The following is a 15,050-nucleotide window of genomic DNA, read 5'->3' as shown; positions in this document are numbered from 1 at the left end:
AGTAAGTAAAAACTTACTAATTCTCATTCAATATAGCAACGATTGTTGCATTAACATTAATACCTACATATTCTCCTAAATCCTTCTTAGATGAGAAAAGTGTATATGGTATGTTTTTTTGATTGATTTGGCTTAACACGCGAGTCATAAGATGAACCTCAACGTCTTGAGCAATAATCAATGATGTAACTTGATCTTTATTCAACGCTTTAAGCGTCTCCTTCAGACCAACTACATATTGTTGTTTGTTAAAGCGTGCAACTTTTTCATTAGACATTTATAATATCCTCCAAAGTTCTGCTTGCATCAACCTTTAATATAGTAACATTACATGACTACAATAGTCAATATTTATTCATGCATTTATGAAATAAATAAGAATCAAGAGACTAAAATTTTCGTTTAGTCTCTTGATTAAATAACTATTCGGTAACGTCTACCTCTTCTTCTGTACTAGCAACTGGAGCTACGTTTTTATCGAATTGAACATCGCTATAACGTCTCATACCAGTACCAGCTGGGATAAGTTTACCGATAATTACATTTTCTTTAAGACCAAGTAAATCATCGCGTTTACCTTTAATAGCTGCATCAGTAAGTACACGAGTTGTTTCTTGGAATGATGCTGCAGATAAGAAGCTTTCTGTTTCAAGAGAAGCTTTTGTAATACCTAGCAATACCGGTTTTGCAGTTGCTGGGCGTTTACGTTCTTTAAATGCTTCTCTGTTAGCATCTGTAAAGTTGTGGATATCAACTAATGAACCAGGTAATAACTTAGTATCTCCTGCTTCAATGATACGAACTTTACGTAACATTTGTCTTACCATTACCTCAACGTGTTTATCATCAATTTCAACACCTTGCATACGGTAAACTTTTTGAACTTCTTTTAATAAATAGCTTTCAGTAGCATTTAAACCAGCAACTGATAAGAAGTTTTTCGGTTCGATTGAACCTTCTGTTAATACTTCACCACGTTCAACTGATTGTCCTACTTCAACTTTAAGTCTAGAAGTTCCTGAAGCTAGATAAGATCTAGTTTCATTTTCACCTTTAACAACAATTTCTTGTTGACGGTCTTTTGCTAATTTAATATCTTCTACTACACCTTCAATTTCAGTGATTACAGCTTGACCTTTAGGGTTACGTGCTTCAAATATTTCTTGAATACGTGGAAGACCTTGAGTAATATCGCTTCCGGCTACCCCACCTGTATGGAATGTACGCATTGTAAGCTGTGTACCTGGTTCACCGATTGATTGTGCAGCGATTGTACCAACTGCTTCACCAACTTCAACTTTTTCACCTGTTGCAAGGTTTTTACCATAACATTTTTCACATACACCATGACGTGTATTACAAGTGAATGCTGAACGGATGTACATTTGTTCAATGCCAGCGTCAGTAATTTTCTTAGCAATTTCAGCAGTGATTAACTCATCTGGACGAATAATCACTTCATCAGTTTCAGGATGACGGATAGTTTCTTTTGAGTAACGTCCTTCGATACGTTCAATGAATGGTTCAATCATTTCTGTACCTTCTCTAATATCTGAAACAAGTAAACCTCTGTCAGTACCACAATCTTCTTCACGAACAATAACATCTTGTGCAACGTCAACAAGGCGACGAGTAAGATAACCTGAATCGGCAGTTTTAAGTGCTGTATCGGCAAGACCTTTACGCGCACCATGAGTAGAAATGAAGTACTCTAACACTGTTAAACCTTCACGGAATGATGATGTGATTGGTAGTTCGATGATCTTACCTGATGGTGCAGCCATCAATCCACGCATACCTGCTAACTGTGTAAAGTTAGATGCGTTACCACGGGCACCAGAGTCACTCATCATGAAGATTGGGTTTGTTTTTTCAAGTGATTGCATTAATTCACCTTGAATTTGGTCCTTAGCATCTGTCCAAATTTCAACGACAGCATTGTAACGTTCTTCTTCAGTGATTAAACCACGATTGAATTGTTTAGTTACACGATCAACTAATTTTTCATGCTCATCTAAAATATCTTTTTTATCTGGTAATACCACGATATCAGATACACCAACAGTGATACCTGCTTTTGATGAGAATTTAAATCCTAGGTCTTTCATGCGGTCAAGCATCATAGATGTATCAGTGATACTAAATCTATTAAATACTTCAGCAATGATATTACCTAAGAATTTTTTATTGAATGGTTCAGTTAATTCTTTAGTTTCAAAGAATTCTTTTAATCCACCTTCACCTAACTCTGTTGGGTCAACAAAGTATTTATCAGGCGTTTTACCTTCAAGGTTAGCTTGAGTTGGTTCATTGATATAAGCAAATGAATCAGGAATGATTTCATTAAAGATAATTTTACCTACTGAAGTAGCTAAAATTTTATTGTTTTGCTCATCTGTAAATGTTGGATTATTGAATGAACTTGCATGTACACCAATTCTAGTGTGTAAATGAACATAGCCATTAGCATATGCTTTTAACACTTCGTTAGTATCATTAAAGATTGCCCCAGTGTTAACAGCATCTTTACGTTCTAATGTTAGATAATAGTTACCTAATACCATATCCTGTGATGGTGTAACAACTGGTTTACCATCTTTAGGGTTCAAGATGTTTTGCGCAGCTAACATTAACATACGTGCTTCGGCTTGAGCCTCTTTAGATAATGGAACGTGAACAGCCATTTGGTCACCATCAAAGTCAGCGTTATATGCTGTAGTAACAAGAGGGTGTAAACGGATTGCACGACCTTCAACTAAAGTTGGTTCGAATGCTTGGATACCTAATCTGTGAAGTGTAGGTGCACGGTTTAGTAATACTGGATGTTCTACAATAACTTCTTCTAAAACATCCCATACTTCATCGTCCATGCGTTCGATTTTACTCTTCGCATTTTTAATGTTTGTTGCAATTTCACGTTGAACTAATTCTTTCATTACGAAAGGTTTAAATAGTTCAAGTGCCATTTCTTTAGGTAAGCCACATTGATACATTTTCAGACTTGGACCTACTGCGATAACGGAACGACCTGAATAGTCAACACGTTTACCTAATAAGTTTTGACGGAAACGACCTTGTTTACCTTTTAACATATGTGATAGTGATTTTAATGGACGGTTACCAGGACCTGTAACAGGACGGCCACGACGACCATTATCAATTAAAGCATCAACAGCTTCTTGTAACATACGTTTTTCATTTTGAACTATGATTCCAGGTGCACCAAGATCTAATAAGCGTTTCAAACGATTGTTACGGTTAATAACACGTCTATATAAATCGTTTAAGTCACTTGTTGCAAAACGTCCACCGTCTAATTGAACCATTGGACGGATTTCTGGTGGGATGATTGGAAGTACATCTAAAATCATCCAAGCTGGATTGTTACCTGAATTACGGAATGATTCAACTACCTCTAAACGTTTGATAGCACGAGTAAGTCTTTGTCCTGTTGCAGATTCTAATTCATCACGTAAAGTTTTAAGTTCTTCATCTAAGTCAATTTCTGATAATAAGTCTCTGATACCTTCAGCACCCATTTTGGCAACAAATTGACCTGGATATTTATCATAATAATCTCTAAATTCTGCTTCTGATAATAATGTTTTCTTTTCTAAACCAGTTGGACCTGGGTCAACAACAACATAAGAAGCAAAGTAAATAACTTCTTCTAATGCTCTTGGAGACATATCTAATAATAGACCCATACGGCTAGGGATACCTTTGAAGTACCAAATATGTGAAACTGGTGCTGCTAATTCAATGTGTCCCATTCTTTCACGACGTACTTTTGACTTCGTTACTTCAACACCACATCTATCACATACCATGCCTTTGTAGCGTACACGTTTGTACTTACCACAACTACACTCCCAGTCTTTTGTAGGTCCAAATATTCTTTCACAGAAAAGACCATCTTTTTCAGGTTTTAACGTACGATAGTTAATTGTTTCAGGCTTTTTAACCTCACCATAAGACCATGAACGAATCTTTTCAGGTGAAGCTAATCCTATTTTCATATAATGGAAATTATTTACATCAATCAAGGAGCCTACCTCCTTCAATTTAGATTAGCTGTGCTATTTGATTGATTTACATTTATAGTATATAGAATTTGAGAAAGGTTTGAGCGACACTGATGTCGCCCCAACCTATATTCTAGTTATCTATGTGCATATTAATCAGTAGTTTCTTTTTGTGATTCTGGCGCATCTTTTTGTTGTAAATCTACTTTGCGTTCAGTTACATCTTCATCTTCGTTGTCAGCCATTTCGATTTCGTTATCTTGCTCATCCATCACTTTGACGTCTAATCCTAAACTTTGTAATTCTTTCATCAATACACGGAATGATTCAGGAACACTTGGTCTAGAGATATTTTCGCCTTTTACTATAGCTTCGTATGTTTTAACACGACCTACAGTATCGTCTGATTTATAAGTCAAGATTTCTTGTAATGTGTATGCAGCACCATATGCTTCAAGTGCCCATACCTCCATTTCACCAAAACGTTGTCCACCGAATTGCGCTTTACCACCTAATGGTTGTTGCGTAACTAATGAGTATGGACCAGTTGAACGCGCATGTAATTTATCGTCAACCATGTGTGCAAGTTTAAGCATGTACATAACACCAACTGAAATACGATTATCGAATGGTTCACCAGTACGACCATCATATAATACAGTTTTACCGTCACGAGCCATACCTGCTTCTTCGATAGTTGACCAAACGTCATCATCGTTGGCACCATCGAATACTGGAGATGCAACATGGATACCTAAGTTTTTAGCAGCCATACCTAAATGTAGCTCAAGTACTTGTCCGATATTCATACGTGATGGTACACCTAATGGGTTTAACATGATGTCAATTGGAGTTCCATCTGGTAAATATGGCATATCTTCTTCAGGAACAATTTTAGAAATGACACCTTTGTTACCATGTCGACCACACATTTTATCTCCGACGTGAATTTTACGTTTTTGAACGATATAAACACGTACTAATTGGTTAACACCTGGAGATAATGTATCATCGCCTTCTTCACGATTGAATACTTTAACATCTAGAACGATACCGCCAGCACCATGTGGCACACGTAATGATGTATCACGAACTTCACGTGCTTTTTCACCAAAGATTGCATGTAATAATCTTTCTTCTGCTGTAAGTTCTGTAACTCCTTTTGGTGTTACTTTACCTACTAAGATGTCTCCATCATTAACTTCAGCACCAACATAAACGATACCACGTTCGTCTAAGTTTTTAAGTGCACTTTCAGAAACATTAGGAATATCACGTGTAATCTCTTCAGGTCCTAATTTAGTATCACGAGCTTCTGATTCATACTCTTCAATATGAATTGAAGTGTAAACGTCGTCTTTAACTAAACGTTCACTCATGATTACAGCATCCTCGTAGTTATAACCGTCCCAAGTCATGAATCCAACAACAACGTTACGGCCTAATGCCATTTCGCCTAATTCCATTGAAGGACCATCAGCTAGTATTTCGTTATATTCAACGATGTCACCAGCAGCAACAATTGGGCGTTGGTTATAACAAGTACCAGAGTTAGAACGTTTGAATTTCGCTAATGGATAACGATCTAATTCACCTTCGTGCTCTTGTCCATTTTGTTCAACTAGACGACGTACTAAGATTTCATTAGATTCAACATGTTCAACTCTACCTCTATGGTTTGCTGTAATAGCAGCACCTGAGTCACGTGCAGCAACATGTTCCATACCAGTACCAACAAATGGAGCTTCAGGGTTCATCAATGGTACTGCTTGACGTTGCATGTTTGCACCCATTAACGCACGGTTAGAGTCATCGTTTTCTAAGAATGGGATACATGCTGTAGCTGCTGATACAACCTGTTTAGGTGAAACATCCATGTAATCCATTTTTTCTTTAGCCATAACTGTGTTATTACCACGGAAACGACAAACAACTTCATCGTCTAAGAAACGGCCATTTTCATCTAATCGAGAGTTCGCTTGGGCAACAACATAACTATCTTCTTCATCAGCAGTTAAATAGTCAATTTGATCAGTAATTGCATTCGTATCTAAATCTACTTTACGATATGGTGTTTCAATGAAACCAAATTCATTCACACGTGCGTAACTAGATAAAGAGTTGATTAATCCAATGTTTGGACCCTCTGGTGTTTCAATTGGACACATACGACCATAGTGAGAATAGTGTACGTCACGAACTTCCATTTGTGCACGTTCACGTGTTAAACCACCAGGTCCTAAAGCAGAAAGACGACGTTTATGTGTTAATTCTGCTAATGGGTTAGCTTGGTCCATGAATTGTGATAATTGTGAACTACCAAAGAATTCTTTAATAGATGCAATAACAGGACGGATATTGATTAATTGTTGTGGTGTAATTGAATCCGTATCTTGAATAGACATTCTTTCTCGAACTACACGTTCCATTCTTGATAAACCAATACGGAATTGGTTTTGTAATAATTCGCCTACTGAACGTAAACGACGATTACCTAAATGGTCAATATCATCTGTATAACCGATACCACTTAATAAGTTAAAGAAATAACTCATTGAAGAAATGATATCTGCTGGAGTAATACATTTAACTTCTGAATCTGGTAATGCATTACCAATAACAGTTGTTGGGCGTCCTTCTTCATCATTAGGAACATATACTTTGATTGATTGAATTTCAACTGGTTCATCAATAACTGTTCCTTCTAATTCAAATACTTCACTATTAGCATTTGATTCTAAAACGTCCATAATTTCGTCTAATTTACGACGATCAAGAACTGTTCCTTCTTCAACTACAATTTCACCTGTTTCACTATTAACAATTGGTTCTGCTAATTTTTGGTTGAATAAACGGTGTTTTAAGTGTAGTTTTTTGTTTGCTTTGTAACGACCAACGCTTGCTAAGTCATAACGTTTTGGATCGAAGAAACGTGAATATAATAAGCTTTTAGCATTTTCTACTGTTGGTGGTTCGCCAGGACGTAAACGCTCATAAATTTCTAATAATGCTTGTTCTGTGTTTTCAGTACCATCTTTTTCTAATGTATTACGTAAGTATTCACTATCACCTAGTAAATCTACAATTTCTTGATCACTTGAGAAACCTAATGCTCTTAGTAATACAGTTAATGGTAATTTACGTGTTCTATCAATACGTACATAAACAACGTCTTTTGCATCAGTTTCATATTCTAACCATGCACCACGGTTAGGAATAATTGTTGCATCATAGTTTACACGGCCGTTTTTATCAAGTTTTTCATTGAAATAAACGGATGGTGAACGTACTAATTGTGATACGATAACACGTTCTGCACCATTGATAACAAATGTACCTGTATCTGTCATTAGTGGGAAATCACCCATGAATACTTCTTGCTCTTTTACTTCGCCAGTTTCTTTAATAATAAGACGTACTTTTACACGAAGAGGTGCAGCATAAGTAGCGTCACGGTTTTTTGATTCTTCTAAGTCGTATTTCGGTTCACCTAATCTATAATCTACAAATTCTAAAGATAGGTTACCTGTGAAATCTTCAATCGGAGAAATGTCTCTAAACATTTCTAATAAACCTTCTTTAAGGAACCAATCGTAAGATTTTGTTTGAATTTCTATTAAGTTCGGTAATTCTAATACTTCTGAAATTCTCGCGTAGTTTCTACGTTTACGATGTCTTCCATATTGGACAACTTGACCTGCCAAACAGATTCACCCCTCAAAAATTGTGTGGTTTGCTTTTACTCATAAAACAAAAGAGAGACTCAAGATTTAAAGACAAAAAGAAAACGGCAACACTTCAGATGACACCATTTTCTATTCTTTATTTATCTTGTTTAACTTATTTGTTTTACATAAAAGTACACACTTATTGAACATAAATTTTTACATTTTATAACTATATCAGAATACTACTCTTAAATCAAGCTTTTGAACTTTTTAATATATAGTACCCTTTACTTTTATTTACAACTTCCACATTGTTAAATAATTCATCCATTTTCTTTTTAGCGGAAGGCATACCTTGCTTTTTTTGAATGACGACAAATAACTCGCCACTTACTTTAAGTTTTTGGTAAGCTTCTTCAAAAATACGATGAACGACATCTTTGCCCGCTCTGATTGGCGGATTAGTTAATACAAAATCAAATTGGTTATCTTCAACTTGAGTCATCCCATCACTCTCTAAAATATCCGCATTTTCAATGTGATTTCTTTTTTTATTCTTTTTAGCTAATTCTAAGGCTCTTCTATTCACATCTAACATAGTAATATGATGATGTGGAGATACCTTAGCAATCATTAATCCAATTGGACCATATCCACAACCAACATCAGCAATTGTTTTACTTGGACCAGGTGGATTGTTATTTATGAATGTTTGAATTAATAAGTCAGATCCATAATCAACTCTATCTCTAGAAAAAACTCCATTATCTGTAATTAAATCTATTGATTGTTGATAACACTCATAAGTGATATGTTTTTCATCACTTTTTACATCCGGATTTTCATCATAGTAATGACTCATGTCTTCACCTCTATTAGTCTTTTGTATAACATTAATTGAAAAAATTATTATAAATGAATTAAAAACCCCGTTATCGCAATAACGGGGTTTTTAACTTCTCAAATAATGTAGTCACAAATATAATTTGTAACTATATTATTTAGTTAGGAAACTAGAATTATTTTAATTCTACAGTTGCTCCAACTTCTTCTAATTGTTCTTTAAGTTTTTCAGCTTCTTCTTTAGGTAAAGCTTCTTTGATTACTTTAGGAGCTCCGTCAACTAATTCTTTAGCGTCTTTTAATCCTAAGCCAGTTGCTTCTTTAACTGCTTTAACAACTTTGATTTTTGAAGATCCAGCTGAAGTTAATTCAACATCAAATTCAGTTTTTTCAGCTGCTGCGTCGCCGCCACCAGCTGCACCTGCTGCTGCTACTGGAGCTGCTGCAGTTACACCAAATTCTTCTTCAATTGCTTTTACTAAATCGTTTAATTCTAAAACTGACATTTCTTTAATTGCTTCAATGATTTGTTCTTGATTAGCCATTTTATAATTCCTCCGTTATTTTTAATTTTTTATGCGCAATTATTCAGCGCTTTCTTCTTTTTGTTCTCCAACAGCTTTAACCGCATAAGCGAAGTTGCGTACTGGAGCTTGTAATACAGATAAAAGCATAGATACAAGACCATCGTGTGAAGGTAATGAACCAACAGTTTTAACTTCTTCTGCTGAAATAACATTTCCTTCCATAACGCCTGTTTTAACTTCTAACGCTTCATGTTCTTTTGCAAATCCTGCAATAACTTTTGCTGGAGCTACTACATCTTCAGTTGAAGTTGCGATAGCTGTAGGACCTGTTAAGAATTCATCTAAGCCTTCGATACCAGCTTTTTCAGCAGCACGACGTACCATTGTGTTTTTGTATACTTTATACTCAACACCAGCTTCACGTAATTGTTTACGTAATTCAGTAACTTCAGCTACTGTTAAACCACGGTAGTCAACGATCACTGTTGAAACTGAGTTTTTAAGTTGATCAGCAATTGTATCAACTAATTGTTTTTTAGCTTCAATGATAGCAGACATTCAGACACCTCCATTTAATTTTTTCGGTGCTTTTTTTAAGTTTAATAAAAAAAGCACTTTCTACCCACGGCAAAAAGTGCTTGAAAGTTAATAGTCACGTTCAAGTCAATTTTAGCCTCGGTAGGATTATGTTTTAAGTTATCAAATAACTCCTACTGTCTTAGGTAAAATAATCACAATATTTAATATAACTGCTTAATTGTAATATGTCAATATGTTTTTTAGAAACTCTTAGCATTTTAATGCTTAGAGTTTCTTATGCATGAGCTTTAGCTCAAGTGTTCCTCTCGAAGTGCATTTTAATGCTTAGAGTTTCTTAGAGAGCAACTCTCAAATCTATCTGATTTCTTAGTGTTGCCTCCACAAGGTTGACTAGACCAATCATGAGCTCTGTGATATGAGTGGTCAGTCAACTACTGTGAGCATGAGCTTTAGCTGTGGCGTTCCTCTCGTAATGCATTTTAATGCTTAGAGTTTCTTCGTTTTAAAAAATTAAACCTAGGACTTTAACAGCCCTAGGTTATATTTATTAATTATAATTTGAATGAAGAAGTATCAACTTTAACTCCAGGACCCATTGTTGTAGTTACAGCAACAGATTTGAAGTAAGTACCTTTAGAAGATGATGGTTTAGCTTTTGCTAATACATCTTGTAAAGCTTTGAAGTTTTCAACTAATTTTTCATCGCTAAATGAAACTTTACCGATAGAAGCATGTACGATACCAGCTTTTTCAGCACGGTATTCAACTTTACCAGCTTTGATTTCTTCAACTGCTTTTTTAACATCCATTGTTACAGTACCAGTTTTAGGGTTTGGCATTAAACCTTTAGGTCCTAATACACGACCAAGTTTACCAACTTCGCCCATCATGTCTGGAGTAGCAACAACTACGTCAAAGTCGAACCAACCTTGTTGGATTTTTTGTACGTAATCAGATTCACCTACGTAATCTGCGCCTGCTTCTTCAGCTTCAGTGATTTTATCACCTTTTGCAAATACTAATACACGTTGTGATTTACCAGTTCCGTTTGGTAGCACTACTGCACCACGGATTTGTTGGTCATTTTTACGTGTATCAATTCCTAAACGGAATGCAACTTCAACTGATGCGTCAAAGTTAGCAATGCTTGTTTCTTTAGCTAATTTAACTGCTTCTTCAACACTATAGTGTTGTGTACGGTCAACTTTATTAGCTGCTTCTTGATACTTTTTACCTTTTTTAGCCATTTATTGTTCCTCCTTTAGTGGTTTTAGCGGAATTTCCTCCCACATTTACTTGTGTCTACCACAAGTTAAGAGCAGATAACAGATAGTTTCTTAATCGTATCAGCCTTTTCAAGCTACTGAGTGCTAAGATGTCATAGACAAAATGGATTGTTTATACCTATTCTGTTACCTGCTTTTATCGTTTGAATCAGTTCATTTCAAATTAGATTTGATTGTTTATTATTCTACAGTGATACCCATACTACGAGCAGTACCTTCGATAATACGCATAGCTGCTTCTTCGTCTGCAGCATTTAAATCTTGCATTTTTTCATTAGCAATTTGACGTACTTGATCTTTAGTTACTGAAGCAACTTTGTTTTTGTTAGGTTCGCCTGAACCTTTTTCAACGCCAGCTGCTTTTTTAAGTAGTACTGGAGCCGGTGGAGTTTTTGTAATGAATGTAAATGAACGGTCTTCATATACACTGATTTCTACCGGAATGATTAAACCTGCTTGCTCTTGAGTACGTGCATTGAACTCTTTACAGAATCCCATAATATTCACACCTGCTTGACCTAATGCTGGACCAACTGGTGGTGCTGGGTTTGCTTTACCTGCAGGAATTTGTAATTTAACTACTTTTTCTACTTTTTTAGCCACGATGTGCACCTCCTTGATATCGTGATGTGGTCACAGGGCTCAGTTTTGCCCTCCCACTCTTAACATTTCGTGACGAAATGAACGCTCTAAAAGCGCGACCACATTATTTTAACACTGTTTCACTTCAGAAAGCAATAGTAAAATTTCAACTTTCATATATTATATATGTTAATTTTGTTTACTATAATTTTTCGATTTGATCGAATTCAACTTCTACCGGTGTTTCTCTTCCGAACATATCAACTAACACTGTTAATTTAAATTTTTCCGCTTCAATTTCTTGAACTTCGCCGACTTGGTTTGCGAATGGTCCAGATTTAATGCGTACTTGTTCGCCAACATCTAATTCGACATCGATTGTTTTTTCCTTTAATCCCATTTGTTTAAGAATAAAGCGAACTTCTTCTGGTAATAATGGGTTAGGTTTTGATCCAGCTCCAGCTGAACCGACAAATCCAGTTACACCTGGTGTATTTCTTACTACATACCATGATTCATCTGTCATTACTAATTCTACTAGTACATATCCAGGGAATGTTTTTTTCACAAGTTTTTTAGCTTTTCCATCTTTAACTTGTGTTTCTTCTTCTTCAGGTATGACAACTCTAAAGATTTGTTCTGTCATATTCATTGATTCTACTCTTTTTTCAAGATTCTTTTTAACTTTGTTTTCATATCCTGAGTATGTATGCACTGCATACCAACGCTTTGCGCCTACTTCTTCAGACATGTCGCCACTCCTAACCTAATAATAAATTTTTCAACGCTGTAATTCCTAAATCTAAGGCATAGAAAAAGACTAAGAAGAATATTACTGTCGAAACAACTATAACAGTGTATTTAAATAATTCCTCTTTAGTTGGCCAACTTGTCTTTTCCATTTCAGATTTTACACCTTGAAAAAAGCTATCTTTTTTAGCCACTAATAAAACCTCCAAATCTTTTAACAATATCTTTATCACATGCTGCGTATTGTTTATTTTGATTCTTTATGTACTGTATGAGCATTGCATCTTGAACAGTATTTCTTAAGGGTCAATCTTTCAGCAGAGCCTTCTTTTTTGGGTACATTATAATTTCTATTGCCACACTCTTCACAATTCAAGGGTACTTTTTTCACATTCATTCACCTTTACTCATTAATATACCAGTCTACTATACATAAATCTAAATATGAATGTCAAACTAGTATACGTCATATTAAGGTTATATCGTTTCTTGTATTCATATTATTATCACTATTTAAACTTATATTCTAAATGATGTCTTATTTTCATTTTACAACGTTGTATCGCATTGTAAACTACTTTGTCTTTAATAGATAATAGGTTAGCGATTTCCTTAGGCTTATAACCTTTAGTATATAAATCAAATACCTTTTGTTCTTGAAGTGTCAAATATTGTTTTATCACATTGATTGCTTCTATTATTTCTTTTCTCTGTAAATTGACCTCTATCTCGTCTCGATTAAGTATATTAATTTGATAATCTATGACATATTCATTAACCAAATTTTTAAATTGCTTTTGATCAGAGAAACATTTTCTATAATAATCACATTTCACAGATTTAATTAAACATGATACGTATTTTACAAATGATTCATCACATTGGTAATTATACCGTTTGAGTGCTTTGTAAATTTTAATCAAGATTTCTTGATATAAATCATCTTTTTCAAATTGATTTTGAGAAATAGAATTAATCCTTTTGATAATTAATGGATTGAATCGATGGATAACCTTTTTTAAATCCATTTCTAATCTTTGCAAATCTGGCGATATTTGTTGTTGTTCTAGTTGTCCTTTTTCTTGTGTCATATAAATAGCCTTTCCAAAAATTTAAGACTATTTTATAAGATATCTAATATAAATAGCAATATTGCAAAAATTAATCTTTTTTATGGTTACCCCTTCTTATTTTTTCAAATTCTGCAAGTATATCTTTAGACAACGGAATTCGAGTTCTTGGTTTCTTTTCTGTGATGTCTTCTAACGATTTACTAACAGTAATTTGATTTTCTTTTAATTCTCTCCACATTTCTCTAGAGGAAATTCGATATGCACCAGAACCAAAAATAGCATGTTGTTCGCTCATATCACTCGTCACAACTGTTATATGCGTTGTGTGTTTGTTATACAATTCATAAACATAGCGCTCAATAAAGCTATCGGCCGTTTCTTTTTCCTTAGTAAATACTGTTCTAACTCCGTGATACATATACTCTCTTTCGATGCCAGATTGTTCATAAGCATCGAATACGCAAACAATCTCGTCGGCGATTACAGCATTATAGTTTGCAATAGCGTCAATCAATTGTTCTCTTGCTTCTTCAAGGTTATCTTTAGCAATTTTACTCAGTGTCGTTGATTGGCCAATCATATTGTAACCGTCAATAATTAAATAACGTTCCTTCATTATTCGTCTCCGTTCGAATGTCTTTTACGGAATACCTCGTACATCATTAAACTTGCAGCAACTGATGCATTTAAACTATTTACATGACCAACCATAGGAATTTTAATATAGAAATCACATTTATCACTTACTAAGCGACTCATGCCTTGTCCTTCACTTCCTATAACAATTGCTAGAGACATATCGGCTTCTAACTCTCTATAGTCTGTTGCATTATTTGCCTCTGTACCAGCAACCCAAAAGCCATTATCTTTTAGTTCATCAATTGTTTTGGCTAAGTTTGTTACTCTGATGACAGGCACATGCTGTATGGCACCTGTAGAAGCCTTAGCAACGGTTTGAGTTAAAGAAACAGAACGTCGTTTAGGAATTATGACGCCATCAACACCAGACGCATCAGCTGTTCTTAAAATTGAACCTAAGTTATGAGGGTCTTCTAAACCGTCTAATATCATAACTGTAGATAATCCTTCTTTTTCTTTTTGTTGTTTTAAAAATTGATCGAAATCAGCATATTCATATGGTGCAATAAGTGCAGCTACTCCCTGATGGGGTGCAGTAGATAAAAAATCTAATTTAGATTTTGGCACTGTTTGTACTATGATTTTTTGATCTTTTGCATTTTTTAAAATATCGTTGATTTGTTGTTTTTTTATACCATCTTGTATCAAAATCTTATTTATTGAATGACCTGAAGTAATAGCTTCTTTTACTGCATGTCTACCAACAATGACTATATCTTCCACTTACTCACGACCTCTCATTAACTATTTCTATTATTTTATTTAGCAATTCTTTCAATCGTTCTTCATTATGTTCTAAATACAAATAACCAAGTACCGCTTCTATAGATGAACTCTTACGGTAAGTTTGAATGTCTGTATTTTTAGCCTTAGTATAACTTTTAGCATTACGCCCTCTTTTTAATATATCCAGTTCTTCTTCAGTAAACCAATCTTCATCAATAAGCGTTTCAAGTGTTTGTGCTTGGCTTTTAGCTGAGACATATTGTTTTGAAACTTGATGTAATCGGTTAGGTTTACTGCGTAATTTGAGCACGATATATTCACGAACATGCTGATCTAAAACGGCATCACCCATATAAGCTAATGTTAAAGGATTAAGTAATTTCGTATTCAT

15 protein-coding genes and 1 other annotated feature are annotated in these 15,050 nt (G+C 34.8%); all 15 genes read right to left on the bottom strand.

Annotated features, from left to right (window positions below; genetic code table 11):
- Window positions 1-16: 16 nt before the first annotated feature.
- The gene (locus HMPREF3125_RS03455) at window positions 17-277 is read right to left on the bottom strand and encodes a ribosomal L7Ae/L30e/S12e/Gadd45 family protein (RefSeq protein ID WP_017637538.1); all 261 of its coding nucleotides are present in this window, start codon (window positions 275-277) and stop codon (window positions 17-19) included.
- 145 nt (window positions 278-422) lie between these two features.
- Complete coding sequence (rpoC, locus tag HMPREF3125_RS03450; protein ID WP_176745280.1) at window positions 423-4,019, bottom strand: DNA-directed RNA polymerase subunit beta'; 3,597 nt, start codon at window positions 4,017-4,019, stop codon at window positions 423-425.
- Window positions 4,020-4,177: 158 nt separating this feature from the next.
- A complete protein-coding gene (gene rpoB, locus HMPREF3125_RS03445) occupies window positions 4,178-7,729 on the bottom strand; it encodes a DNA-directed RNA polymerase subunit beta (RefSeq protein WP_070451971.1) in 3,552 nt (1,183 codons plus the stop codon).
- 217 nt (window positions 7,730-7,946) lie between these two features.
- Entirely contained in the window at window positions 7,947-8,555 is a 609-nt protein-coding gene (locus tag HMPREF3125_RS03440; protein ID WP_017637535.1) for a class I SAM-dependent methyltransferase, read from the bottom strand.
- Window positions 8,556-8,712: 157 nt separating this feature from the next.
- Window positions 8,713-9,081, bottom strand: a complete 369-nt coding sequence (gene rplL / locus HMPREF3125_RS03435) for a 50S ribosomal protein L7/L12 (protein ID WP_017637534.1) — start codon at window positions 9,079-9,081, stop codon at window positions 8,713-8,715.
- Between the two features lie 39 nt (window positions 9,082-9,120).
- Window positions 9,121-9,621, bottom strand: a complete 501-nt coding sequence (gene rplJ, locus HMPREF3125_RS03430) for a 50S ribosomal protein L10 (protein WP_017637533.1) — start codon at window positions 9,619-9,621, stop codon at window positions 9,121-9,123.
- Between the two features lie 38 nt (window positions 9,622-9,659).
- Window positions 9,660-9,804, bottom strand: a sequence feature (ribosomal protein L10 leader region).
- A gap of 350 nt (window positions 9,805-10,154) precedes the next feature.
- Window positions 10,155-10,850, bottom strand: a complete 696-nt coding sequence (rplA, locus tag HMPREF3125_RS03425) for a 50S ribosomal protein L1 (RefSeq protein WP_017637532.1) — start codon at window positions 10,848-10,850, stop codon at window positions 10,155-10,157.
- Window positions 10,851-11,069: 219 nt separating this feature from the next.
- A complete protein-coding gene (gene rplK, locus HMPREF3125_RS03420; protein ID WP_017637531.1) occupies window positions 11,070-11,492 on the bottom strand; it encodes a 50S ribosomal protein L11 in 423 nt (140 codons plus the stop codon).
- 181 nt (window positions 11,493-11,673) lie between these two features.
- Window positions 11,674-12,222, bottom strand: a complete 549-nt coding sequence (gene nusG / locus HMPREF3125_RS03415) for a transcription termination/antitermination protein NusG (protein ID WP_002451213.1) — start codon at window positions 12,220-12,222, stop codon at window positions 11,674-11,676.
- 10 nt (window positions 12,223-12,232) lie between these two features.
- Window positions 12,233-12,415 carry a preprotein translocase subunit SecE gene (gene secE / locus HMPREF3125_RS03410; protein WP_017637530.1) on the bottom strand — a complete coding sequence of 61 codons (183 nt, stop codon included), beginning with the start codon at window positions 12,413-12,415 and terminating at the stop codon, window positions 12,233-12,235.
- Window positions 12,416-12,468: 53 nt separating this feature from the next.
- Complete coding sequence (gene rpmG / locus HMPREF3125_RS12435; protein ID WP_026083498.1) at window positions 12,469-12,612, bottom strand: 50S ribosomal protein L33; 144 nt, start codon at window positions 12,610-12,612, stop codon at window positions 12,469-12,471.
- 118 nt (window positions 12,613-12,730) lie between these two features.
- Complete coding sequence (locus tag HMPREF3125_RS03405; protein ID WP_029056347.1) at window positions 12,731-13,312, bottom strand: sigma-70 family RNA polymerase sigma factor; 582 nt, start codon at window positions 13,310-13,312, stop codon at window positions 12,731-12,733.
- Between the two features lie 70 nt (window positions 13,313-13,382).
- Window positions 13,383-13,910 carry an NYN domain-containing protein gene (locus HMPREF3125_RS03400; RefSeq protein ID WP_017638455.1) on the bottom strand — a complete coding sequence of 176 codons (528 nt, stop codon included), beginning with the start codon at window positions 13,908-13,910 and terminating at the stop codon, window positions 13,383-13,385.
- Entirely contained in the window at window positions 13,910-14,656 is a 747-nt protein-coding gene (gene rlmB, locus HMPREF3125_RS03395) for a 23S rRNA (guanosine(2251)-2'-O)-methyltransferase RlmB (RefSeq protein WP_017638456.1), read from the bottom strand. Before rlmB ends, HMPREF3125_RS03400 begins: the two co-directional genes overlap by 1 nt.
- 4 nt (window positions 14,657-14,660) lie before the next feature.
- Window positions 14,661-15,050 carry a Mini-ribonuclease 3 gene (locus tag HMPREF3125_RS03390; protein WP_070451995.1) on the bottom strand — a complete coding sequence of 130 codons (390 nt, stop codon included), beginning with the start codon at window positions 15,048-15,050 and terminating at the stop codon, window positions 14,661-14,663.

The sequence above is a fragment of the Staphylococcus sp. HMSC13A10 genome (assembly GCF_001808005.1).
Lineage (GTDB): Bacteria > Bacillota > Bacilli > Staphylococcales > Staphylococcaceae > Staphylococcus > Staphylococcus pasteuri.
Note: the sequence above shows the minus strand (reverse complement) of the source record. Positions and strands in the feature narration are given on the sequence as shown.